21 protein-coding genes are annotated in these 22093 nt (G+C 68.3%); 12 read left to right on the top strand and 9 right to left on the bottom strand.

Annotation, left to right across the window (positions count from 1 at the left end):
• Positions 1 to 3: 3 nt before the first annotated feature.
• A complete protein-coding gene (gene plsY, locus AC1RRV_RS13270) occupies positions 4 to 660 on the top strand; it encodes a glycerol-3-phosphate 1-O-acyltransferase PlsY (protein WP_492860133.1) in 657 nt (218 codons plus the stop codon).
• Positions 657 to 1754 (top strand): DNA-processing protein DprA, encoded by a 1098-nt coding sequence (dprA, locus tag AC1RRV_RS13275; RefSeq protein WP_492860134.1) that lies wholly within the window; start codon positions 657 to 659, stop codon positions 1752 to 1754. Before plsY ends, dprA begins: the two co-directional genes overlap by 4 nt.
• Here the strand turns inward: dprA and AC1RRV_RS13280 are convergent.
• Positions 1751 to 2545, bottom strand: coding sequence for a hypothetical protein (locus tag AC1RRV_RS13280; RefSeq protein WP_492860136.1), 795 nt, complete (start codon positions 2543 to 2545; stop codon positions 1751 to 1753). The two genes, dprA and AC1RRV_RS13280, sit on opposite strands and share 4 nt — an antisense overlap.
• Before the next feature lie 98 nt (positions 2546 to 2643).
• Complete coding sequence (locus AC1RRV_RS13285) at positions 2644 to 2814, bottom strand: hypothetical protein (protein WP_492860137.1); 171 nt, start codon at positions 2812 to 2814, stop codon at positions 2644 to 2646.
• Positions 2815 to 2993: 179 nt separating this feature from the next.
• On the opposite strand from AC1RRV_RS13285, the gene topA reads away from it, so the two are divergent.
• From topA to rnr, 3 genes are read left to right on the top strand one after another with little or no spacing between them, the layout of a single operon-like run.
• On the top strand, positions 2994 to 5705 hold the full coding sequence (gene topA, locus AC1RRV_RS13290) for a type I DNA topoisomerase (RefSeq protein WP_492860138.1): 2712 nt from the start codon (positions 2994 to 2996) through the stop codon (positions 5703 to 5705).
• Positions 5706 to 5743: 38 nt separating this feature from the next.
• Positions 5744 to 6112 (top strand): hypothetical protein, encoded by a 369-nt coding sequence (locus tag AC1RRV_RS13295; RefSeq protein WP_492860139.1) that lies wholly within the window; start codon positions 5744 to 5746, stop codon positions 6110 to 6112.
• Positions 6113 to 6164: 52 nt separating this feature from the next.
• Positions 6165 to 8462: a ribonuclease R gene (gene rnr, locus AC1RRV_RS13300; RefSeq protein ID WP_492860140.1), complete on the top strand. Its 2298-nt coding sequence runs from the start codon at positions 6165 to 6167 to the stop codon at positions 8460 to 8462.
• Here rnr and AC1RRV_RS13305 read toward each other — a convergent pair.
• Positions 8459 to 9475 (bottom strand): SGNH/GDSL hydrolase family protein, encoded by a 1017-nt coding sequence (locus tag AC1RRV_RS13305; protein ID WP_492860141.1) that lies wholly within the window; start codon positions 9473 to 9475, stop codon positions 8459 to 8461. The genes rnr and AC1RRV_RS13305 overlap by 4 nt on opposite strands.
• A gap of 54 nt (positions 9476 to 9529) precedes the next feature.
• Here AC1RRV_RS13305 and AC1RRV_RS13310 point away from each other — a divergent pair, with 54 nt between their 5' ends.
• Positions 9530 to 10678 carry a pyridoxal phosphate-dependent aminotransferase gene (locus tag AC1RRV_RS13310; protein ID WP_492860142.1) on the top strand — a complete coding sequence of 383 codons (1149 nt, stop codon included), beginning with the start codon at positions 9530 to 9532 and terminating at the stop codon, positions 10676 to 10678.
• Between the two features lie 122 nt (positions 10679 to 10800).
• Here the strand turns inward: AC1RRV_RS13310 and AC1RRV_RS13315 are convergent, their stop codons facing one another.
• A complete protein-coding gene (locus AC1RRV_RS13315; RefSeq protein WP_492860143.1) occupies positions 10801 to 12120 on the bottom strand; it encodes an amidohydrolase in 1320 nt (439 codons plus the stop codon).
• 120 nt (positions 12121 to 12240) lie between these two features.
• Between AC1RRV_RS13315 and AC1RRV_RS13320 the strand changes: the two genes are divergently transcribed.
• The 3 genes from AC1RRV_RS13320 to rpmG all read left to right on the top strand — a co-directional run bounded on the left by AC1RRV_RS13320 (position 12241) and on the right by rpmG (position 13709).
• On the top strand, positions 12241 to 12969 hold the full coding sequence (locus AC1RRV_RS13320; RefSeq protein ID WP_492860144.1) for an NUDIX hydrolase: 729 nt from the start codon (positions 12241 to 12243) through the stop codon (positions 12967 to 12969).
• Positions 12970 to 12981: 12 nt separating this feature from the next.
• On the top strand, positions 12982 to 13446 hold the full coding sequence (locus AC1RRV_RS13325; protein ID WP_492860145.1) for a DUF6265 family protein: 465 nt from the start codon (positions 12982 to 12984) through the stop codon (positions 13444 to 13446).
• Positions 13447 to 13541: 95 nt separating this feature from the next.
• Complete coding sequence (rpmG, locus tag AC1RRV_RS13330) at positions 13542 to 13709, top strand: 50S ribosomal protein L33 (protein ID WP_010920317.1); 168 nt, start codon at positions 13542 to 13544, stop codon at positions 13707 to 13709.
• Positions 13710 to 13809: 100 nt separating this feature from the next.
• Here rpmG and AC1RRV_RS13335 read toward each other — a convergent pair whose 3' ends face one another.
• The 5 genes from AC1RRV_RS13335 to divK form a co-directional block, all read right to left on the bottom strand.
• Positions 13810 to 13935 (bottom strand): hypothetical protein, encoded by a 126-nt coding sequence (locus AC1RRV_RS13335; protein ID WP_492860146.1) that lies wholly within the window; start codon positions 13933 to 13935, stop codon positions 13810 to 13812.
• 218 nt (positions 13936 to 14153) lie between these two features.
• Positions 14154 to 15815 (bottom strand): alkaline phosphatase PhoY, encoded by a 1662-nt coding sequence (gene phoY / locus AC1RRV_RS13340; RefSeq protein WP_492860511.1) that lies wholly within the window; start codon positions 15813 to 15815, stop codon positions 14154 to 14156.
• Positions 15816 to 15891: 76 nt separating this feature from the next.
• Positions 15892 to 17286: a glycoside hydrolase family 28 protein gene (locus AC1RRV_RS13345; RefSeq protein ID WP_492860147.1), complete on the bottom strand. Its 1395-nt coding sequence runs from the start codon at positions 17284 to 17286 to the stop codon at positions 15892 to 15894.
• A 110-nt stretch (positions 17287 to 17396) separates the two neighbouring features.
• Positions 17397 to 18761 (bottom strand): PleD family two-component system response regulator, encoded by a 1365-nt coding sequence (locus AC1RRV_RS13350; protein ID WP_492860148.1) that lies wholly within the window; start codon positions 18759 to 18761, stop codon positions 17397 to 17399.
• Positions 18758 to 19138, bottom strand: a complete 381-nt coding sequence (gene divK / locus AC1RRV_RS13355) for a cell-cycle response regulator DivK (protein WP_125159340.1) — start codon at positions 19136 to 19138, stop codon at positions 18758 to 18760. Before divK ends, AC1RRV_RS13350 begins: the two co-directional genes overlap by 4 nt.
• 121 nt (positions 19139 to 19259) lie before the next feature.
• Here divK and AC1RRV_RS13360 point away from each other — a divergent pair, with 121 nt between their 5' ends.
• Genes AC1RRV_RS13360 through AC1RRV_RS13370 form a run of 3 tightly spaced genes read left to right on the top strand, consistent with a single transcriptional unit; the run spans position 19260 to position 22061 of the window.
• Complete coding sequence (locus AC1RRV_RS13360; RefSeq protein WP_492860149.1) at positions 19260 to 19907, top strand: hypothetical protein; 648 nt, start codon at positions 19260 to 19262, stop codon at positions 19905 to 19907.
• Positions 19904 to 20794, top strand: coding sequence for an ROK family protein (locus tag AC1RRV_RS13365; protein ID WP_492860150.1), 891 nt, complete (start codon positions 19904 to 19906; stop codon positions 20792 to 20794). Before AC1RRV_RS13360 ends, AC1RRV_RS13365 begins: the two co-directional genes overlap by 4 nt.
• A 10-nt stretch (positions 20795 to 20804) precedes the next feature.
• Positions 20805 to 22061, top strand: coding sequence for a DNA polymerase IV (locus tag AC1RRV_RS13370; RefSeq protein WP_492860151.1), 1257 nt, complete (start codon positions 20805 to 20807; stop codon positions 22059 to 22061).
• The last annotated feature ends 32 nt before the right edge of the window (positions 22062 to 22093 follow it).

A 22093-nucleotide genomic window follows, 5' to 3' on the forward strand; every position in this document is an offset into this window, starting at 1 on the left:
AACGTGCAAGATCTCGCCGCCGCCACCTATCTGACGCTCGCCATCACCATCGTCGGCGGCTACCTGCTCGGGTCGATCCCGTTCGGGCTGATCGCCACGCGGCTGGGCGGGGCCGGCGACATCCGGCAGATCGGCTCGGGCAATATCGGCGCGACCAATGTGCTGCGCTCGGGCCGCAAGGACCTGGCCCTGATCACTCTGCTGGGCGACGCCGGCAAGGGCGTGGTCGCGGTGCTGCTGGCCCGCTTCCTCACCCACGGCAATCCGGCGGTGATCGCCCTGGCCGGCGGCGCGGCGTTCCTGGGCCACCTGTTTCCCGTCTGGCTGAAATTCAAGGGCGGCAAGGGCGTGGCTACCTTCTACGGCGTGCTGCTCAGCGCCTGCTGGCCCGTGGGCCTGCTGGCCGGCGCCACCTGGCTGGCCATGGCCGCCGTGTTCCGCATCAGCTCGCTGGCGGCCCTGACCGCCGCCGTCCTCGCCGCGCCCTTCGCCCTGGCCACCGATCAGCCCTATCCCATCCTGGGCCTGTGCCTGTTCATGGCCGTGCTGATCTTCATCCGCCACCGCGAGAACATCGCCCGACTGCTGAAGGGCCAGGAGCCCCGCATCGGCAAGAAAAAGAGCGCGGAGGAAACCCCTCCCGTTGTCGACGCGCCGTGACGCCAGGCCGCCTCTCGGACATCCAGCGCTTCGCCTGGCTACGCCTGGCGCGCACCGAGACGGTCGGCCCCGTCGCCTTTGACCACCTGCTCACCCGCTACGGCACGCCGGAGCGGGCGCTCTCCGCGCTTCCCGACCTCTCGAGACGTGGCGGCCGCGCCGTGCCCCTGTCCCTGCCGCCGCGCGAGGCGATCGAGCAGGAACTGGAAGCTGGCGCCAAGCTGGGCGCGCGCCTGCTGTGCGGTTGCGAGCCCGACTTTCCGCCTCGCCTCGCGGCCCTGGACCCGCCACCGCCCGTGCTGTGGGCCTTGGGCCGGGCCGAACTGCTCTCCGAGCCCAGCCTGGCCATCGTCGGGGCGCGCATCGCCTCGGCCGCCGGCCAGCGCTTCGCCCGCCTGCTGGCCACGGAGCTCGGGACCGCCGGTTATGTCGTGGTTTCGGGCATGGCGCGCGGCATCGACGGCGCGGCGCATGAAGGCTCCCTGGCCACCGGCGCCGTGGCCGTCCTGGGCGGCGGGGTCGGCGACGTCTATCCGCCCGAGCACGACAAGTTGCACGCCCGTCTGGCCGCCGAGGGCTGCGTGGTCTCCGAGAGCGCGCCGGATCGCCGGGCCCAGGCCAAGGACTTCCCGCGCCGCAACCGCATCATCTCCGGCCTGTCCCTGGGCGTGGTCGTGGTCGAGGCCGAGCTAAAGTCCGGCTCGCTGATCACCGCCCGCCTGGCCGCCGAGCAGGGTCGCGACGTCTTCGCCGTGCCCGGCTCGCCGCTGGACCCGCGTTCGAAAGGCACGAACGACCTGATCCGCCAGGGCGCGATCCTGTGCGAGGGCGCCGAGGACGTGCTGCGTTCGCTGTCGGGCCAGGTCCACCTGCGCGAACGCGATCGGGGCTACGAGCCCCTGCCCGACACCGACATCGACCACGACGCTCTGCGCGAGCGCGTCGCCGCACTGCTCTCGCCCACCCCCGTCTCGCGCAACGACCTGGTCCGCGCCGCGGCCGCCCCGGCCTCGGCGGTGATGGCGGCGCTGGTGGAGCTCAGCCTCGCCGGCCGAGCGGAGCTGCTGGACGGCGGGCTGGCTGCCACGCTCTAGCCGCCCCGCCGCGCGCCCTTGGCGAACAGCAGGTCCGACCATCGCCAATGGCCGCCACCCAGGGCGAAGCGGGCGGAGCGGGGACCGTCGTTCAGGGAGATCAGCACCAGGCCTCGCATAGGTTCGGCGCGGCAGGCAGCGGGCGCGAAGGCGACTTCCATCATGATCATCTCGCGCAGGCCGGCCAGGCCGTCGCCCTCCTCGCCGCTGACCCGGGCCCAATCGCCGCTCCAGACCAGGGGCGCGCGGCCCGCGCCGACCGTGGCGCTATGAGCCCGCATCAGCGAGGCGCGAGCGCGAGGGTTTTTGCGCAGGCCTTCCTGCAGCAGCCGAACCATGTCGCAGCCGGCTCCGCCGCCACCGCCGCCTGAACCCGAGCCGGCGGTCGCCGCGCCCATCAGTTCGGACTCGCCCAGGCCGAGCACGGGGCTGGGTCCTGGGTTCCGGCTGGCCGGGAGCGGCGTCATGTCCTTGGGCGGCGGAAGCTTCGAAACCCGCAAGGGAGCGCGCGGCGCGGCCTTGGGCGCCGCCTTGGGCTCCTCGGGCGAAGGCGGTTTGGCCGGCGCCTTCACCGGCGACTTGGGCGCCTCGTGCGGCGCGGGCGGCGGCGGAGGGGGTGGCGGAGGCGGCGGAGGCGGCGGCGGATCGACCAGCGAAACCATCACATGCGGTGGCTCGGGCGGTGACGGCGTCACATGGGTCGCGAACAGGACCGCCACGGCGGCGACGTGCGCGCCGATGCTCACGGCTAGGGCCGCGCCCTTCGCGCCGCGTCGTCTCCAGTGCGACATCAGTCCGCCATGCCACGGGCCGAAGCGCCGGCCCAAGCGCTTTGCAAATCACGTCCCCGCGTCAGGAACGTGGCGATTAGTGAAGTTTGGAGTTTGGATCAGACCGAAAGGTCGACCAGCAGGCCGGTCCCGGCCGCCGGAGCCGCGCGCACGGCTTCCTTCAGCCGATCGGCGATCTGCGCGCGTTCGGCATTGGAGGTCACGGCCTTGATCGGTTGGATCGGCGAGACATAGGCCTCGGTGGCGATCCGATTGACGGTCATGTCCATCGTGAGTCACTGCGGTCACAAAACTAGCCTTCGCACTATCACGCGATCGTCTTAACAACCGACTACCAGCCCCCAAGCGAGACTGTTTGTGGGGCGTCACGTTGACAGACCCCTATACAAGCCCCCACTTTCCCGGCGCTCGCCTTCCGGGCGATCCGCTTTCCTGAACAAGAGTCCGAATGAACGTCGTCGTCGTCGAGAGCCCGGCCAAGGCCAAGACCATCAATAAGTACCTCGGGTCCGACTACACGGTTCTCGCTTCCTACGGCCATATCCGCGACCTGCCGTCGAAGGACGGCTCGGTCGAGCCGGACAACGACTTCGCCATGACCTGGGAAGTCGACGCCAAGGCCTCCAAGCGCGTCAGCGACATCGTCGACGCCCTGAAGAAGGCCGACCGCCTGATTCTGGCCACCGACCCGGATCGCGAAGGGGAAGCGATCAGCTGGCACGTGCTGGAAGTGCTGAACAAGAAGAAGGCGCTCAAGGACAAGACCATCCAGCGCGTCACCTTCAACGCCATCACCAAGAGCTCGGTGCTCGAGGCGATGGCCAATCCGCGCGACGTCGACATGGAGCTGGTCGAGGCCTATCTGGCCCGCCGCGCCCTGGACTATCTCGTGGGCTTCACCCTCTCGCCGGTGCTGTGGCGCAAGCTGCCCGGCAGCCGCTCGGCCGGTCGCGTGCAGTCGGTCTGCCTGCGGCTGATCGTCGAGCGCGAGATGGAGATCGAGCGCTTCAAGACCCAGGAGTACTGGACCGTCGACGCCGACGTCTCGGCCGGCGCCGATCCGTTCCTGGCTCGCCTGGTCAAGCACGAGGGCAAGAAGCTCACCAAGTTCGACCTCGGCAACGAGACCTCTGCCCTGGCCGCCAAGGCCGCGGTCGGCGCCGCCGTGTTCAAGGTCGCCGCCGTCGAGAAGAAGCCCGGCAAGCGCTCGCCCGCCCCGCCCTTCACCACCTCGACCCTGCAGCAGGAAGCCTCGCGCAAGCTGGGCTTTTCCGCCCAGCGCACCATGCAGGCCGCCCAGAAGCTGTACGAAGGCATCGACATCGGCGGCGAGACCGTCGGCCTGATCACCTACATGCGGACCGACGGCGTGTCGGTCGAGCCGGAAGGCATAGCCGAGGCGCGTAGCGTCATCGGCAGCGTCTACGGCGCGCCCTACGTCCCCGAGACCCCGCGCTACTACAAGGCCAAGGCCAAGAACGCCCAGGAGGCCCACGAAGCCATCCGCCCGACCAGCCTGGGCCGCAACCCCGGCTCGCTGCGCCTGGAGTCGGATCTTGGCCGCCTGTACGAGCTGATCTGGAAGCGGATGATCGCTTCGCAGATGGAGAGCGCCCGCATCGAGCGCACCACGGTCGACCTGGAGAGCGCCGACGGCCAGACCGGCATGCGCGCCACGGGTCAGGTCGTGCTCTTCCCCGGCTATCTGGCCGTCTATGAGGAAGGCCGCGACGACGAGGGCGACGAGGACAGCGCCCGTCTGCCGGTGATCGAGGAAGGCGCCAGCGCCAAGGTCATCGAGGCTCGCGCCGACCAGCACTTCACCGAACCGCCCCCGCGCTATTCGGAAGCCAGCCTGGTCAAGAAGATGGAAGAGCTGGGGATCGGCCGTCCGTCGACCTACGCCTCGGTCCTGACCGTGCTGCGCGACCGCGAATACGTGAAGATGGAGAAGCAGCGCTTCGTCCCCGAGGATAAAGGTCGCCTGGTCACGGCGTTCCTGGAGCAGTTCTTCAAGCGCTACGTCGAATACGACTTCACCGCCGCCCTGGAAGAGCAGCTGGATCTGGTCTCCGACGGCAAGCTGGACTGGAAGCAGTTCCTCCGCGACTTCTGGAAGGACTTCCACGCGGCCGTCGGCGAGATCGCCGAGCTGCGCACGACCAATGTTCTGGACGCCCTGAACGAGGCCCTCGGCCCGCACATCTTCCCGGACAAGGGCGATGGCTCCAACCCGCGCCTCTGCCCGACCTGCAACAGCGGCCAGCTGTCCCTCAAGACCGGCAAGTTCGGCGCCTTCATCGGCTGCTCGAACTATCCGGAGTGCCGCTACACCCGCCAGCTGGGCGTGTCGGAGGGCGACGGCGACGCCGAAAGCGCCGACAAGGAGCTGGGTCTCAATCCGGCGACTGGTCTGGCCGTGTGGCTGAAGAACGGGCGCTTTGGCCCCTATGTCGAGGAGCTGGCGGCCGCCGACAGCGGCGACAAGCCCAAGCGATCGTCCCTGCCCAAGGGCTGGATCGCCTCGGCCATGGACCTGGAAAAGGCCCTGCGCCTGCTGTCCCTGCCCCGCGAAGTAGGCAAGCACCCGGACGACGGCAAGGTCATCACGGCGGGCCTTGGACGCTTCGGGCCGTTCGTGCTGCACGACGGGACCTACGCCAATCTGGAGAACGCCGACGAGGTGTTCGACGTGGGCCTGAACCGCGCCGTCGCGATCCTGGCCGACAAGCGGGCCGGCGGCGGGCGTCCGCAGCGGGGGACCGCGGCGGCCCTGGCCGAACTCGGCAATCACCCCGAGGACGGCAAGCCGGTACGGGTGCTGTCGGGCCGTTTTGGTCCCTACATCAAGCACGGCGACACCAACGCCAACGTGCCGAAGGGCAAGGATCCGGCGTCCATCACCATGGACGAAGCCGTGGCCCTGATCGCCGAGCGCGCCGCCAAGGGCGGCGGCAAGAAACCGGCGAAGAAGGCCGCCGCGCCGAAGAAAGCTACGGCCAAGGCGGAAGGCGACACTCCGGCCAAGAAGGCGGCCGCGAAGAAGCCCGCCGCCAAGAAGCCGGCGGCGAAGAAGGCCGCGCCCAAGGCTTCAAAAGACAAGGTGGCGGTCGAAGCCTCCTCGGACGACGGCGCCGCGCCGTGGGACGACGAGGCCTAAATCTGTTCAGCCGGCCAGGACAGGAGTAGACTTCGAGCATGACGACGCTGGAACGTCCCCTGCCCCTGCATGTCGTGGTGTCCGCGCTGATCCTGTGCTGCGTGGGCGGCTTCGCCATGGGCGTGACCAATGCGATGAAGCTGGATCGCGGCGGCCCCGAATTGTCGAAGGCCCCGCTGGCCGAGATCTCGGGCGTGCCCGTCAAGGACGCCGCCCCCGCGCTCGCCTACGAACCCCCGCCGGTGGAGGCTCCCAAGCCCAAGGCCGTCGAGGTCCAGACCGTCGAGCAAGAAGCTCCGCCGCCGATCATCCAGGCGCCGCCCGTGGCCGCCCAGGCGCCGCCGCAGGAAGCCGCGCCCAAGCCGGTCGAGCCTCCGCCCCCGCGCTCGATCGAGGACCTGTACTAGGTTCCGCGCGTTTCCTTTGGCCATCCGCCCCTCGATCGGGGTAAGGCAAGGCATGGCCAAAATTCGCCCGCCCCAGAGCGCCAAGAGCAAGACCTTCAAGCCCAAGCCCGCCGCGGGTCTGCCCGACCGCGAGACGCTGCTGGCGTTCCTGCGGGACGCTGGTGAGACCGGCAAGGCCGACATCGCCCGCCACTTTGGCCTGAAGGGCGCGGACCGCCGCGCCCTGCGCGAAATGATCCGCGAGCTCGAGGCGCAAGGCGCCCTGGCCAAGCGCGGCCGCAAGGGTTTCGCCGAGGCCGGCTCCTTTCCTCCTGTCGGGGTCGCCGACGTGGTCGAGCGCGACGCCGATGGCGAGCTCTATGTGAAGCTGACCAAGTCCGACGACGATGTGCCAAACGTTCGCCTCGCGCCCGGCAAGGGCGAGGCCGCCGGCGGCGCGCCGGGCATGGGCGACCGCCTCCTGGTCCGCTTCGAGCGCCTGGAGACCGGCGAGGTCGAGGCGCGCCTGATCAAGCGCCTGGGCCAGAGCGCCCACAAGATCCTCGGCGTGATCCGCAAGCAGCGCCGCGAGATCCGCGTTGAGCCGGTCGATCGCAAGTCCAAGGATGTCCTGCTCCTCGACCCCAGCGTCGCCCACGACCTCAAGGACGGCGACCTGGTTGTCGCCCAAGTCGGCACGCACGGCGGCCGCTACGGTCCCAAGCCCGGCAAGGTGCTGGAAGTGGTCGGCAACGAGAACGACCCGCGCGCGGCCTCGCTGATCGCCATCCACAGCCACGGCATCCCGACCGGCTTCTCGGAAGCGGCCGAGGAAGAGGCCAAGGCCGCCGTCGAGCCGACCCTGGCGGGCCGCGAGGACCTGCGCGACCTGCCGTTCGTGACGATCGACCCGGTGGACGCCCGCGACCACGACGACGCCGTCTACGCCCATCCCGACGAGGACGAGACCAATAAGGGCGGCTGGGTGGTCTGGGTGGCCATCGCCGATGTAGCCGCCTATGTCCGCCCCGGCTCGGCCCTGGACCGCGACGCCCGCGAGAAGGGCAACAGCGTCTACTTCCCCGACCGGGTGGAGCCGATGCTTCCCGAGACCCTGTCGAACGGCCTGTGCTCGCTGCGTGAGAGCGAGAACCGCGCCACGCTGGCCGTGCGGATGGTGTTCGACAAGTCGGGCCGCAAGAAGGGCCACAAGTTCGTGCGCGGCCTGATGCGCTCGGCCGCCAAGCTCAGCTATGAGCAGGCTCAGTCCGCCATCGACGGCCAGCCCGACGACAAGAGCGGCCCGCTGCTGGAGCCGATCCTGCAGCCGCTGTGGGAAGCCTATCGCACGATGAAGATCGGCCGCGACGCGCGGTCTCCGCTCGCCATCGAGAGCGACGAGCGCCGCATCATCATCCGAGAGGGCGAAATCCTCTCGATCACCAAGCGCCCCAGCCTGGAAGCCCACAAGCTGATCGAGGAGATGATGGTGCAGGCCAATGTCTGCGCCGCCGAGAGCCTCGAGGCCAAGCGCTCGCCCCTGATCTATCGGGTCCACGACACGCCCAGCCTGGAGAAGGTGCAGAACCTCGCAGACTTCCTGCAGACGCTGGAAATCCGCTGGGACAAGGGCCAGGCCCCGCAGACCGCGCGCTTCAACAAGCTGCTGGACGAGACCCGCGAAGGTCCCAATGCGACGATCATCAACGAGGTGGTCCTGCGCACCCAGATGCAGGCCCACTACAGCGCCGACAACATCGGCCATTTCGGCCTGAACCTGGCCAAGTACGCCCACTTCACCAGCCCGATCCGCCGCTATGCCGACCTGATCGTCCACCGGGGCCTGATCCGGGCCCTGGGCCTGGGCATGGACGGCCTCACCGACCAGGACATTTCCCAGATCAAGGACACGGCCGAGGTCATCACCCACGCCGAGCGCAGGGCCATGGCCGCCGAGCGCGACGCCACCGACCGCTACATCGCCGCCTTCCTGGCCGACCGCGTGGGCGCGACGTTCGCGGGCCGGATCACCGGGGTCACCCGCTTTGGCCTGTTCATCAAGCTGGCCGACACCGGCGCCGACGGCCTCGTGCCCGTCTCGACCTTGGGCGCGGAATTCTTCGTCCACGACGACAGGATGCACGCCCTGGTCGGCGAGCGGACCGGCAAGCGCTGGCCGCTGGGCATGAGCGTCGAGGTCAAGCTGGTCGAGGCCACGCCCGTGACCGGCGGCCTGCTGTTCGAGATGCTCAGCGATCCCGTCGCGCCGGATCCGAACGCCCCGCGCCCGCGGCTCGGTGCGCGTCGCCAGGCGGCGGTGAAGCCGCGCGGCGGTCTGCCCAAGGGCGTACGGCGCGGCAAGCGGCGCTAGTTCGCCCGGATAGCCGCTTCCAGCCGATCGGCCGTCATCCGTTGATCGGCGGCCGAGGGGTGCCAGTGGCAGGCGCCGCGATCCATGCCGGTGATCCGCACCGCTGTCGCGCCCGCGCGGCCGGCGACGTCGCCCACATCGTCCGCGAACGTATCCCCGGCGATCAGGAAGACGCGCGCGCCAGGACGGCTCGCCTTCAGATCTTGGACGAAGGCGACATAGGCCTCGCGATAGGCGGCGCGTAGCCCCGCCTCGTCGGCCCAAGCCTCGCCGGCATGCAGCGGCGTCGAGAAGTCGTTCGTACCGAGACCGATCACCACCACGTCCGGCCTCCACGGATCGCTCGACGTGACGCGGGGCCGGTCCTGGCCCGGGATCAAGCGCGGAAACAGCGCCGGCAGCGGCTGGCCCGGCGCGACGCCGTTGTAGTTCCGCACCACGCCTCGCCCCGAAAAGGCGACGATGCGGTAGTCGGCGTCGAGCCGGGCGGCCAGGATCGGACCGAAGGCTTGGCTGGTGTCGGTGAGATCGTGAACCTGTTGCTCGGTGCAATCTCGGCTGGTCGAGCGGACGCCATAGCCGACCGTGTGAGAGTCGCCAATGAACTCGATGCGGCGCGGCCGGGTCTGCGCCGGGAGCGCCCTGCCCTTCGGCCCGACAAAGAAGCCTTCGAACCGCGCCGAGCCCATCTGGCTCTCCGTCAGCTTGTCCAGGCGCACGACATGCTCGCCGGGGCCAAGGTCGTCGATCGCCAGGCGCGTCTCGCCGGACTTGGTCAGCTCAGCCTTGCGCGCTCCGTCGATGCTGATCGCGAGATGGTCCGCGCCCGTGTCGACCGCCACCTCGACCGAGGGACCGGTGAAGCGACCCTCGAAATAGACGCCCGGCCAGCCGAAGTCGTAGGCGCCGGCCGGAGCAGGAACGACGCGGCCGCCGATGTTCAGCGGCAGGGCGGTCTGGGCCAACGCGGGCGTGGCGAAAGCCAGAGCAAGGGCGAGGGTGAGGAAACGCATGTCCCTCTTCTCATGCGGGATGCGCGGCGCGTCAAACCTGGCTAAGCAACGATCATGCGCGCCGAGCTCGAACCCTTTCACGCCATCGCCATCAGCCGCCTGGCCCACCAGTTGAAGGCCGAGGGCCGCTCCATCATTCACATGGAGTTCGGCCAGCCGTCGACCGGCGCGCCGAGCAAGGCGCTGGCCAAGGCCCACGAGATCCTCGACGCAGAGGCCATGGGCTATTGGGAAAGTCCGCTGCTGCGCGAACGGATCGCCGCGCGCTACCACACCCTCTACGGCGTCGTGGTCGAGCCCGAGCGGATCATCCTGACCTGTGGCGCTTCACCGGCCCTGGTGCTGGCCCTGTCCAGCGTGTTCACACCCGGCGACCGCATCGCCCTGGCCCGCCCCGGCTATGTGGCCTACCGCAACAGCCTGAAGGCTCTGCACCTCGAACCCGTCGAGATCGCGGCGGGGCCGGAGGATCGTTTCCAGCTGACCGCCAAGCACCTGGCCGAGCTCGATCCCGCCCCGGCCGGCGTCATCGTCGCCAGTCCGGCCAATCCGACCGGCACGATCATCGCGCCCGAGGAACTGGAGGCCATCGCCCAGGTCTGCCGCGAGCGCGGCATCCGCATCATCAGCGACGAGATCTATCACGGCCTCAGCTATGCGGGCCGCACGCCCTCGATGCTGGAGTTCGCGCCCGACGCCCTGATCGTCAACAGCTTCAGCAAGTACTTCAGCATGGCCGGGTGGCGGCTGGGCTGGCTGCTGGCGCCGAAGGGTGAGGACCTGGAGCGGGCGCGGGCCTATGTCGGCAACCTGTTCCTGACCGCGCCGTCGCTCTCGCAGCACGCCGGCCTGGCGGCCATGGACTGCATCGACGAGCTGGAAGCCCACATCGACGTCTACCGCGCCAACCGCCAGCTGATGCTGGACGCCCTGCCGGCCCTGGGCCTGCGCAAGATCGCTCCGCCGGACGGGGCCTTCTACATCTGGGCCGACATCGGCCACCTGACCGACGACTCGTTGGGCTTTTGCCAGCAGCTTCTGAAGGACACCGGCGTGGCGACCGCGCCGGGTGTCGACTTCGACCCAGTCGAGGGCCACCACTTCATCCGTTTCAGCTTCGCGGTCTCGACGGCGGAGGTCGAGGAGGCGCTGAAGCGGATCACACCGTGGTTCGAGGCGCGGGCGGCGGCGACGCGGGTATAGATGCTCCCCCGCTGGGGGAGCTGTCGCGGAGCGACTGAGGGGGCAGCACCGCCAACGCCGAGCTGCCCCCTCCGGCCCTCCGGGCCACCTCCCCCAAAGGGGGAGGAGAGGTTCGGTCGCCCCTACTTCTTCTCCAGATAATCCAGCGCCATGAAGACCTCGGCCTTCACGCCGGTCTCGAACACCGCCTCGTCGACATCGAAGAACGGCGAGTGGTTGGCCGGCGCGGTGGCGGCGGGCACGTCCGCCTTGCGTCCGCCCAGCTGGACGAACACGCCCGGGACCTTCTGGGCGTACATCGAAAAGTCCTCGGCCCCGGTCACCAGGGCGGCGTTGTCGTCGACCTTGCCCGGCGAGGCCTTGAGCAGGGACGCCTTCACCCACTTGGACAGTTCAGGATTGTTGTAGGTCACCGGATAGGGCTGGGTGAACGCCACCTCGGCCTTGGCGCCGTAACGGTCGGCGATGGCGGTGACGCTGCTGGTGATTTTGTCGATCAGCTGAGCCTTACGCTCGGGCGAATAGGTCCGCATCGTCCCCTGCATCGACAGGTCCTCGGGGATGATGTTCTGGCGCATGCCCATGTTGATCATGGCGATGGTGACGACCGAGGGCTGGACGCCGACGTCGACCTGGCGGGCCGCGATCTGGTTGGTGGCCTGGACGATGTCGGCGGCGATGCTGGCCATGTCGATCCCGGCCCAGGGCCTCGCGCCGTGGGTCTGCTTGCCTTTCACCGTGATCGTGAGGCGGTCCGAGCCGGCATAGAAGCCCTCGGGACGATAGTTCAGCAGGTGCGCGTCGCCCGGGCCGATGTGCAGGCCGAAGATCGCGTCGACCTTGGGCTGGTCCAGAGCGCCGTCGCGGATCATCAGCTTGGCGCCGCCTTCCTCGCCGGCCTGCGGGCCTTCTTCCGCGGGCTGGAAGATCAGGACGACCGTACCCTTGATGTCGGCCTTCATGCCGGCCAGCACCGTGGCGGTCCCCAGCAGCATGGCCACATGGGTGTCGTGACCGCAGGCGTGCATGACCGGCACGGTCTTGCCTTCCCAGGTCGCCTTGACCTTGGAGGCGAACGGCAGGCCGGTCTTCTCCTCGACCGGCAGGGCGTCCATGTCGGCGCGCAGGGCGACGACCTTGCCGGGCTTGCCGCCCTTCAGGATCCCGACCACGCCGGTCTTGCCGACGTTCTCGCGGACCTCGAAGCCCAGGGCCTTCAGCTCCTTGGCGATCAGGGCCGAGGTACGGACCTCCTGGTTGCCCAGTTCAGGATGCTCGTGGATGTCGCGCCGCCAGGCGATGACCTTCGGCTGGACGGCCTTGACCGCCGCCTCGATCTTGGTCGGGGCGGGCGCGGCCATGGCTCGCGAGTTCAGGGCCGGCGCGCCCAAGGCCAGGCCGGCGGCCAGCGCCAGCGCCAGCGTCGAAATCCGTACGATCATGGAGAGCCCCTCACAAATGCGGCGCGAGCTTGGGATGCGTCGTGGCGGAGGGTCAAGCGCCTCCCCCGTTTGACGCCGCGTAGCCCTATGCAAGCGTGCATACGGGTCTAACCTGCTCCCATGTCCCTGCCGCCGATTGACGCGAAATTCGACACGATCAACGACGGCGCCGTGCGCGAGACCGGCGCGGCGCTGAAGCCCCGGCACGCGGCGACCGTGATCATCGCCCGCACCGACGGTCCGGAACCGCGCCTGCTGATGGGCCGGCGCAACGGCGGCCACGCCTTCATGCCCGACAAGTGGGTGTTTCCCGGCGGCCGGGTCGACCGCACCGACTACGACGCCCCCAGCGCCAGCGAACTCGCGCCCGAGGTCGCCGCGCGACTGTCGCTGGAGGCTCGCCACCCCCGCCCCGCTCGCCTGGCCCGCGCCCTGGCCCTGGCGGCCGTGCGAGAGACCTTCGAGGAGACAGGCCTGCTCCTGGCCAAGGAGGCCCCGGACCGCCCCGCCGCGGGCCCCTGGCGCCCCTTCCTGGCCCAGGGCGCCCTACCTGACTTGGCGCCGCTCGCCTTCGTGGCCCGGGCCATCACCCCGCCCTATCGCCCCCGCCGCTTCGACGCCCGCTTCTTCATGGCGCCGGCGGAGGCGCTGCTGTCCCTGGATCGCCGCCCCGATTGCGGCGAATTGGACGAGATCGCCTGGGTCGACTTCAAGGAGGCCATGGCCTTGGACCTGCCAAACATCACGCGCTTCGTGCTTCACGAGGTAGGCCAACGGCTCGCGGAGACTGGACGCCCGGCGCCCTTCATGCGCTTCCTGAACGGCAAGCGTCATCTGACGCATCTCTAGCGGGAGCCGCCGATGATCGCCTCGATCCTGGCCTTGGCCCTGGCCGCGACACCCGCCCCGCCGTCGACCGACATCGACAAGCTGGGCTTCATGGCCGGCTGCTGGACGTTCACCCGCGCCAACGGGGCCAAGGTCGAGGAGCAGTGGTTCGCCCCGGCCGGCGGCGCGATGGTGGGCATGAGCCGCACGGTCCGCGACGGCAAGCTGCGCGAATACGAGTTCATGCGCATCGTCCCGGGCGATGACGGCAAGCTGCGCTATGTGGTGATTCCCTCGGGCCAGGCCGAAACGACCTTCCCGCTGAAGGAGGTCGCCGCCGACTCAGCGGTCTTCGAGGCGCCCGAGCACGACTTTCCCCAGCGCATCCGCTATCGCCTCGTCGACAAAGAGACCCTGGCGGCCAGGATCGAGGGCTCGATCAACGGCCAGGCCCGTTCGGCGGATTTTCCGTACAAGCGTTGCCCCGCCGGTAACTGACTTCCGGCAATTGACTTTGAGCTGCCGATGAGTATGTTCCGCGCCTCTCATTTCCAACGCGCGGGAACCTGCGCGACCACCGCAGGGATTCGACTATGGCCAAACCGGCTTCCATCAAGATCCGCCTGAATTCGACGGCGGACACCGGCTTCTTCTACGTCACCAAGAAGAACGCCCGCACCAAGACCGAAAAGATGGTGCTGAAGAAGTACGACCCGGTCATCCGCAAGCACGTCGAATTCCGCGAAGGCAAGATCAAGTAAGATCGCTTTACGCGCTACGACACTAAAACGCCCGGCTAGCGATAGCCGGGCGTTTTTGATTCCGGGATGGGTTGGCCGCCCGTTCGGGGGACCTAGGCAGTCACTCCCGCCCGCCGATCCAGAACCAGCGGAAGAAGGCGACACTACCCCACAGCACGGTGACGATCAGCAGCACGGGCCCGACGCAAACGGCGGCGAAGGCGCTGAGGACGGCGATGACCGACACGGGGTCGGACGCGTTCCCCAAACTCGAAGGTGCCGCTTGCGCGCCCCACCAGAACAGCACTCCGCACGCCAGAAGGCCCAATAGGAGCCAGCCGGCCGGGAATGGACGCTTCTTGACCCTGGTTCTCGCACGCATCACCACGCCCCCTGCGCATCGGATGTATGCAGAGAGTGCGCGCCATACGTGCATCAAAGCTTAAGAAGCCGCCCTAACCCTCGTTAGCAATGCTGGCCGTAGACCAGCGGGCGACACACCCCATCGACATCGGCCGGCGGCTTGACGCCCGTGACGGCGGCGATGGTCGGGGCGATGTCGACGGTGTCGAGCGGCAGGATTCGTTCGTGCGGGGTCGAACCCTTCCACCAGAACAGGATCGGCACGCGGCGGTCGTAGTCCCAGGGGCTGCCATGGGTCGAGACATAGGTCGCGCCTGGGGTCGCCGGTACGCGATACGGCTTGAAGGCGACCAGGATGTCGCCGACGCGGCCCGGATAGGCGCTACGGCGCATGCGTTCGGCCACCGACAGCTCCTCGGGCGAGGCGTCGGCCGGCGCGGGCTCCAGGGTCAGAACGGCGTTGCCGTCGACGGCCTCGGCCACCGCCGTGTCGCGCTTGACCAGGGCCAGGGTCGCGGCGGCGATACGAGCGCGGTCGACGATCGAGGGCGTCTTGCGATCGGAACCGACGACATACAGCTGGTCGATGCCGCCATCGGCGACGAGCGGGTCCCAGGTCAGGCCCAGATCGGCGCGCAGCTGGGCGTTCAGCTTGGCCAGCCACGCCTTGCCGATCACGCGCTCGGTGCCGTAGCCCTCGTCGTGCAGGCGCTCGGCGAAGTCGCCGCCGCCATGGTCGGCGGCCAGGACGACCAGGACGCCGCCCTTCACCTTGTCGAGGCTCTTCAGGAACACGCCCAGACGGTCGTCGAGACGGGCGATCTGATCGCACATCTCTGGGCCGCGCGTGCCGTAGCGGTGGCCGATGAAGTCGGTGGCCGACAGGCTGATCGTCAGCACGTCGACCTGCGGCCCGTCGCCCAGGCCGTAGGTTTCGCGCAGGTTCTGGGCCAGTTCCAGGGTCGCCTGGTCGGTATAGGGGCTGGCATAGAGGTCACGGCGCTGGTCGGCCTCGCTGGTCACGGGGGCGATCGGCAGGGCGGCGCGCCACTTGCGGCCGCCGGTCTCGTAGTCGGTCTCCAGCGCCTTGCAGCGCTTGGCCGAGGCCGGGGCGTAGTTCCAGACGAACGGATGCTTCTTCAGGTCCGCCGCCAGCTTGGCGTTGACCGCCGCGACGGGCTTCAGGCGGGCTTCCGCCATCTGTCCCTCCCGCACGAAGGTCGTGAAGCCGAAGCCCGGCTGGTACCAGAACTGTCCGTCGGCGTTATGGCCCGACATGGTGATCGCGCCGCGGTCCTTGCCGGCCACGCCGAACACACGGCTGGTCGGTGAGACGGCCTTCAGCCAGTCGCCATAGGTGGTGGCGACCATGTTGGCGGCGCTGACCGCCCTGCCCTTCGGGTCGTCGGCCAGGGTGACGCTGGCGTCGGCCAGACAGTAGACCTGCTTGCCCGTGGCCTTGTCGTACCAGTCGTTGGCGCTGATGCCGGTCTTGTTGGGATGTTTGCCCGTCAGCAGGGTCGAGTGGCCCGGGCACGTCTCGGTGAAGGCGTGCGACTGGTAGCCGTTCGGATAGACGATCCCCTGGCTCAGCGTGCCGAGCCCGCCAACATATTCCGGCCGGTGCTGGGCGTAGAGATTGGCGCTGAACTGGTCGATCGAGATGACCACGACCAGTTTCGGATCCGGCTTGACCGAGATCGTGGACGCCTGGGCGACAAACGCGGACGAAAAGGCGGCGGCGAGGACGCCGCAGGTAAGCATCTTCTTCATCCGAAGCGATTTCGCCCGAACGGGTGCTCCGTGCAAGGAAGGAAGGGTTTCAGCGTTGAAATGAAGCCTAGTTTGGCTTGCCGCTGGTCATCCCAAGCCGATACGGCGGCTCGGTCGCCGCCACCGGCGCGGGGCGCTCCGTCGGCTTCAGCGCCGTCGCACCGTCCAGGCCACGGCCAGTGACGTTGCTGACCGCAAGCTTCGCCCCCTCGGCGATAGCCACATCGACGTTCTTCAGCGTGACGTTGCGCATGTTGGCCAGGCTCATCCCCTTCCCGGCCGTTCCCGTGATGTCCTTTAGCGTGAAGCCGTCGAGCGGCTTGTCGGGATGAATGTTCACCGCCTCGACCAGCACCGGGACGTCGGTGACCTTGATCCGCTCGAAGGTGAAGTTGCGGACCGTTGGGATGCCGTCGAGGCCGGCGACCGGGAATTGGTCCTGTTTGCCGCTGTCCAGGAAGTTCAGGCGGAGGAAGCCATTCCGGGCTCCGGAGACTTCCAGGTCGCGCATGACGATGTCCTCGATGAACGCCCCGCGCCCCGGCCGGCTCTTGATGTAGACGGCGAAGGTATAGGCCGCGAGCATCCGGCAACGCTCGACCCGCACCCGGCGGATGCCGCCCGAGGTCTCGCTGCCGATGCCGATACAGGCCCAGCGATGATCGCGGAACACGCAGTCGGTGATGACCACGTCCTCGGTCGGCCGCGCCAGCACGTTACCTTCCATGCCCCGACCTGATTTCAGCGAGATGCAGTCATCGACCGTGTCGAAATCGCAGCGGTCGATCAGCACGCGGCGGCAGGAGTCGACATCGATGCCGTCGGCGCCGCCTCGCACCTCGACGCCCCGGAAGACCACGTCGTCACAATAGACCGGGTGGATCGACCACATGTCGTTCTGCTCGGTCCGCACGTCGGTGACGGCGAGGTTCTGGACGTCGACGAACTCCAGCAGAGCCGGATGGCGCAGACCCGTCTCCTTCTGGACCCGCCCCTTGATCGTCTTGGAAGCGACGATGCGCCCCTTGCCGGCGATGGCGACATTTCGCGCGCCCTGGCCCCAGACGAGGCCGATATAGCCGGGAATCCAGCGCCCCTCCCAGCGCACCTGGACGACGGGATAGTCGGTCAGGTCCGGCGAACCCTGCAGGGTGGCTCCCTCGTCCAGCCGCAAGGTGGTGTTCGAGCCGATGCGAATGGCCCCGACCAGCCAGGTTCCCGCGCCCAGCACGACCTCGCCGCCGCCGAGGACGGCGCAACGGTCCAGGGCCAACTGGATTGCGCCGGTGTCCTTGGCCACGCCGTCGCCAACCGCGCCGAAGTCACGCGGATCGACGCGCAACGCCGGCTTGGCGGGTTGGACGGGTTTGGTGGGCTTGGCTTGTGCGGCGCTTGCTGGAGACGCGGCGGCCAGGGCTCCAAGGCCGGCGATGGCCAAGACGGCGCGACGATTGGCGGACATCGGCGGACACTCCCCAACGAACTCGACCGGTCATGACACCGGTTTCTGTCGTCGAGGATGCACAGGGCGCGAGCGCTCCGCCAATCCACAAATATCGAAGCTGGAAAGGCCTAGGCGGCCTTGCCGACCACCGCGTTCCGGCCCGAGGCCTTGGCCTGGTAGACGCCCTCATCGGCCCGCTTGAGCAGGGCTTCGGGGGTGTCGTGCTCGCCGGCCGTGGCCGAGACGCCGATCGAGATCGTGACCGTCAGCATTTCCTTGCCCTGGGCCACCCGGAAGGGCGAGCCCGAGACGTGGTTGCGGATCCGCTCGGCGATGCGCAGGGCGTCGGCCAGGGCGGTGTCGGGCATGATCACCACGAACTCCTCACCGCCGTAGCGGCAAGGCAGGTCGATGGCCCGGACGTTGGAGGCCAGGCGCAGGGCGAATTCGCGCAGCACCTCGTCGCCGATGTCGTGTCCAAAGGTGTCGTTGATCTTCTTGAAGAAATCGATGTCGATCAGCAGGGCCGAGACCGGCTCGCCGCCCATGGCCGCGCGCTTGACCAGCGAGTCGAGTTGGCCAGTCATGTAGCGACGGTTATGCAGGCCCGTGAGCTGGTCGGTGACGGCCAGTTCCAGGCTGTGATCGAGGTTGTTTCGCAGATAGTCGGTGTAGCGCTTGCGCTGGATCTGGGTCTTGACCCGAGCCGACAGCTCTTGCGGGTCCACCGGACGCGGCAGGATGTCGTTCACCCCGATTTCCAGCGCCTTGACCATGCGGTTGCGATCATCGGGATCGACCATGGCCAGGACAGGCAGCTGACGCGTGCGCTCTTCGGACCGCAGGGTCGCGGTGAAGCGCAGGCCATCGAAGCCCTTGGCCGCGCCGTTGACGATGACCAGGTCGACCGGACCACTGGCGCTGATCTTGGCCTTCTCGGGGTCGCTCTCGATGACCGGGCGATGCTCGACGCCCAGCTCGGCGGCGATGCGCTGGGCCTGGCGTTCGTTGTCGTCGACGATCAGCACCCGACCGCCCAGGCCGTCAAGGCGAGCGGCCGCGCCCGCGATCACGCCCATGCGGCGGCCCGAGGCCTCGCGCTGGCGCAGTTCGTCGATGACGAGCTTGAAGCGGGTCAGGCTGCGCACGCGAGCGAACAGCATGACGTCGTCGATGGGCTTGGTCAGGAAGTCCGAGGCGCCCGATTCCAGGCCCTGGATGCGATCAGCGCGGCCGTCGAGGGCCGTGATCAGCACCACGGGGATGTGGCGAGTGATCGGGTCTTCCTTGAGCTTGCGGCAGACGGTGAAGCCGTCCATGCCGGGCATCATGACGTCCAGCAGGATGATGTCGGGCAGGTCGCGGGCGGCCATGGCCAGGGCGGTCGGCCCGTCCATGGCGCTGGAGACCTCGTAATACTCAGCCGTCAGCTTGGCCTCGAGCAGGCGGACATTGGCCTCGATGTCGTCGACGACGAGGATGCGCGCGCTCATGCGACCGGGACCTTGTCCAGGAGCCGCTTGATGGTGTCGAGGAAGTGGACCACCGAGATCGGCTTGGAGATGTAGGCCTCGCAGCCGCCCTCGCGGATACGCTCCTCATCGCCCTTCATGGCGAAGGCCGTCACGGCCACCACCGGGATGTGAGCCAGCTCGTCGTCTTCCTTGAGCCACTTGGTGACTTCCAGCCCCGAGATCTCGGGCAGCTGGATATCCATCAGAATCAGATCGGGCTTGTTGTCACGGGCAATAGACAGCGCAGACAGACCCTCACGGGTCTGCAGGGTCTCGTAACCCTGGGCTTCGAGCAGATCATGAAAGAGCTTCATGTTCAGCTCGTTATCCTCCACGATGAGGACCTTCTTCGTCATCCTTACCCCGACCAAAAGGTCACGTGGCGACGCCTAGGGATTCGCGCCGTCTTCCAGAACCAGATGCCACGAATATCCTTAAGCCCGCGCTAATCGCGTTAAGACCCAACGATCCGAACTCATGGAACCGCGTTTGTCCGACCTCCAGGCCTGCGCCATCTCGCCCGCCGCGCCGCTGGTCATCGTCGACGTCGACGAGGTCCTGGCCCAGTTCATGCGCGGCTTCGGCGCCTTCATCGAGCGCCATGGCTTCGAGCTGAGGATCGATCGCTTCGCCTTGTTCCAAAACATCTATCGCCCCGGTGAAACGGAACACCTCGATCTGATCGCGGGCAAGGCCCTGTTCGACGATTTCTTCCGCGATGGGGCCGATGACCTGATTCCGGCGGTCGGCGCCGCTGACGCTCTGGCCGACCTTTCGACCCGCGCCGAGGTGGTCATCCTGACGAACGCGCCCGAGCACGGGCGTCTCGCGCGCATCAAATGGTTGAAAACTCACGGCTTCGACTATCCGCTGATCATCAACAGCGGCCCCAAGGGCCCGCCGGCGGCTGAGCTTTCGGCCCGCACCTCTGGACCGGCCGTCTTCATCGACGACCTTTTGCCACAGCTGGAATCGGTGGCCGAAAAGGCGCCGGCCGTCGGGCGGTTCCAGATGGTCAGCGACGAGCGCCTGCGCCCGTTCGCCCCGTCCGCCCCCGATCGCCACCTTCGCATCGACGAGTGGGATGGGCTGAAGATCGCCATCCAGGAGCGCCTCTTTTCATGATCCGTTTCGGCGTCGATTTCGGCGGCACCAAGATCGAGGCCGCCGCGCTCAATGAGGCCGGCGAGTTCGTGGCGCGGGTGCGCAAACCCAATCCCGGAAGCTATGAGGCGGCCTTGGATGTCGTGGCCGGCCTCGTCGCCGACGCCGAGGCCATGGCGGGCGCGACCTGCGCCAAGCTCGGCATGGGCATCCCCGGCTCGATCTCGCCCCGAACAGGCCTCATCCGCAACGCCAACAGTGTCTATCTGAACGGCCAGCGGTTCGGCGAGGACCTGGAAAAGCGCCTGGCCCGTCCCGTGCGCTTGGCCAACGACGCCAACTGCCTGGCTCTGTCCGAGGCCGCGGACGGCGCGGGAGCCGGAGAAGGCGTGGTCTTCGCCGCCATCCTCGGCACCGGTTGCGGCGGCGGGGTGGTGGTCGACGGCAAGATCGTCGAGGGCCACAACGGGGTCGGCGGCGAGTGGGGGCACTCTCCCCTGCCCTGGCCTCGGCCCGAGGAGTATCCCGGCCACGATTGCTGGTGCGGTCGGAGCGGCTGCCTGGAAACCTGGATCGCCGGTCCGGCCTTCTCGAAGGACGCCGGCTTCGCGACCGGCCAGGCGACCATGGACGCCGTCGAGGCCGGCGACGCGGCGGCCCTGGCGGCGCTGGATCGCTATATCGACCGCCTGGGCCGTGGCTTCGCCGTGGTCTGCGACCTGATCGATCCCGATGTGATCGTTCTGGGCGGCGGCATGTCGAACGTCGAGGCGCTATACGCTCGTCTACCGGCCGCCATCGCCCCCCATGTCTTCTCCGACGTGTTCGAGACACCCGTTCGCAAGGCCAGGCACGGCGACAGCTCCGGCGTACGCGGCGCGGTCTGGCTGTGGCCACCAGAGTCCTAAGAGCGCTCCGATGAAGTCCCTGTGCCGCGACTGCGGATGGACGGGCGAGGCCAAGGCCGCGCGCTGCCCGTCCTGCGCCTCGCCGCGCACGCTCTTTCACGAGGAACTCGGGACGCTCTCGATCGCCCACCTGGACTGCGACGCCTTCTACGCCTCGGTAGAGAAGCGCGACGATCCATCCCTGCGCGACAAGCCGGTGATCGTCGGCGGCGGCAAGCGGGGTGTGGTGACCACCGCCTGCTACATCGCCCGCATGAGCGGCCCCCGCTCGGCCATGCCGATGTACAAGGCCCTGAAGCTGTGTCCGCAGGCCGTGGTCATCAAGCCCAACTTCGCCAAGTACAAGGAGGAGAGCCGGCGGATCCACGAGAAGCTCGACAAGCTGACGCCGCTGATCCAGCCGCTGTCGCTCGACGAGGCGTGGATCGACCTGACCGGCACCGAGCGCCTGCACGGCGCGACGCCGGCGGTAATGCTGGCCCGCCTGCAGGCCGAGATCGAACGCGACATCGGCCTGACCGTCTCCATCGGCCTGGCCCCCAACAAGTTCCTGGCCAAGATCGCCTCGGAACTGGACAAGCCGCGCGGCTTTTCCGCGATCGGGGCGACCGAGGCCCAGACCTTCCTCGCGAGCAAGCCGGTCAGCATCCTGCCGGGCGTGGGCCCAGCCACCGTCTCCAGCCTCGCCGACATCGGCCTGCGCACGGTGGGTGACATCGCCGCCGCCGACCTGAAGCTGCTGGCCAACCGCCTGGGGTCGGGCGGCCTGCGCCTGCACCGCCTGGCGCACGGCCAGGACAGTCGCATGGTCGATCCCGACCAGTCGCGTAAGACGATCAGCTCCGAGACCACCTTCAACGACGACCTGCACAAGCGCGGGGACCTGGAGGACGAACTCTGGCCGCTGTGCGAGAAGGTCGCCAAACAGGCCCGCAAGGAAGGCGTCGCCGGCCGGGTGGCGACGCTGAAGCTGCGCACACCGGACTTCAAGATCCACACCCGCCGCCGCACCCTGGCCGTGCCGACCCAGACGGCCCGCACCCTGTTCCAGGTGGCGCGCGAACTGCTGGCCGCGGAGCCTAAGGGCCTGTCCTATCGCTTGATCGGCGCGGGCCTGACCGAATTCGTCGATGCCGAGACCGCCGATTCGGACATGTTCGCCGACGACGAGCGCCGCACCCTGAAGAACGAGACCGCCATCGACGCCCTGCGCGGCAAGTTCGGCGCGGCCGCAGTGGTCAGTGGACGCGCGCTCAAGGGGCGTTGACGCAAAGTTCTCGTTATGTTCTCATCTCCATC

This window comes from Caulobacter sp. GW821-FHT11E10 (assembly GCF_058808375.1).

Excerpts from the sequence above, each read along its gene's own strand:
- AC1RRV_RS13325 (WP_492860145.1), top strand. The coding sequence starts at position 12,982 with ATGATCGCCTCGATCCTGGCCTTGGCCCTGGCCGCGACACCCGCCCCG.
- AC1RRV_RS13315 (WP_492860143.1), bottom strand. The coding sequence starts at position 12,120 with ATGATCGTACGGATTTCGACGCTGGCGCTGGCGCTGGCCGCCGGCCTG.
- AC1RRV_RS13305 (WP_492860141.1), bottom strand. The coding sequence starts at position 9,475 with ATGCGTTTCCTCACCCTCGCCCTTGCTCTGGCTTTCGCCACGCCCGCG.
- rnr (WP_492860140.1), top strand. The coding sequence starts at position 6,165 with ATGGCCAAAATTCGCCCGCCCCAGAGCGCCAAGAGCAAGACCTTCAAG.
- AC1RRV_RS13320 (WP_492860144.1), top strand. The coding sequence starts at position 12,241 with ATGTCCCTGCCGCCGATTGACGCGAAATTCGACACGATCAACGACGGC.
- AC1RRV_RS13370 (WP_492860151.1), top strand. The coding sequence starts at position 20,805 with ATGAAGTCCCTGTGCCGCGACTGCGGATGGACGGGCGAGGCCAAGGCC.
- AC1RRV_RS13285 (WP_492860137.1), bottom strand. The coding sequence starts at position 2,814 with ATGGACATGACCGTCAATCGGATCGCCACCGAGGCCTATGTCTCGCCG.
- AC1RRV_RS13295 (WP_492860139.1), top strand. The coding sequence starts at position 5,744 with ATGACGACGCTGGAACGTCCCCTGCCCCTGCATGTCGTGGTGTCCGCG.
- divK (WP_125159340.1), bottom strand. The coding sequence starts at position 19,138 with ATGACGAAGAAGGTCCTCATCGTGGAGGATAACGAGCTGAACATGAAG.
- AC1RRV_RS13310 (WP_492860142.1), top strand. The coding sequence starts at position 9,530 with ATGCGCGCCGAGCTCGAACCCTTTCACGCCATCGCCATCAGCCGCCTG.
- AC1RRV_RS13345 (WP_492860147.1), bottom strand. The coding sequence starts at position 17,286 with ATGTCCGCCAATCGTCGCGCCGTCTTGGCCATCGCCGGCCTTGGAGCC.
- AC1RRV_RS13365 (WP_492860150.1), top strand. The coding sequence starts at position 19,904 with ATGATCCGTTTCGGCGTCGATTTCGGCGGCACCAAGATCGAGGCCGCC.
- AC1RRV_RS13280 (WP_492860136.1), bottom strand. The coding sequence starts at position 2,545 with ATGTCGCACTGGAGACGACGCGGCGCGAAGGGCGCGGCCCTAGCCGTG.
- rpmG (WP_010920317.1), top strand. The coding sequence starts at position 13,542 with ATGGCCAAACCGGCTTCCATCAAGATCCGCCTGAATTCGACGGCGGAC.
- phoY (WP_492860511.1), bottom strand. The coding sequence starts at position 15,815 with ATGCTTACCTGCGGCGTCCTCGCCGCCGCCTTTTCGTCCGCGTTTGTC.
- topA (WP_492860138.1), top strand. The coding sequence starts at position 2,994 with ATGAACGTCGTCGTCGTCGAGAGCCCGGCCAAGGCCAAGACCATCAAT.
- AC1RRV_RS13350 (WP_492860148.1), bottom strand. The coding sequence starts at position 18,761 with ATGAGCGCGCGCATCCTCGTCGTCGACGACATCGAGGCCAATGTCCGC.
- AC1RRV_RS13360 (WP_492860149.1), top strand. The coding sequence starts at position 19,260 with ATGGAACCGCGTTTGTCCGACCTCCAGGCCTGCGCCATCTCGCCCGCC.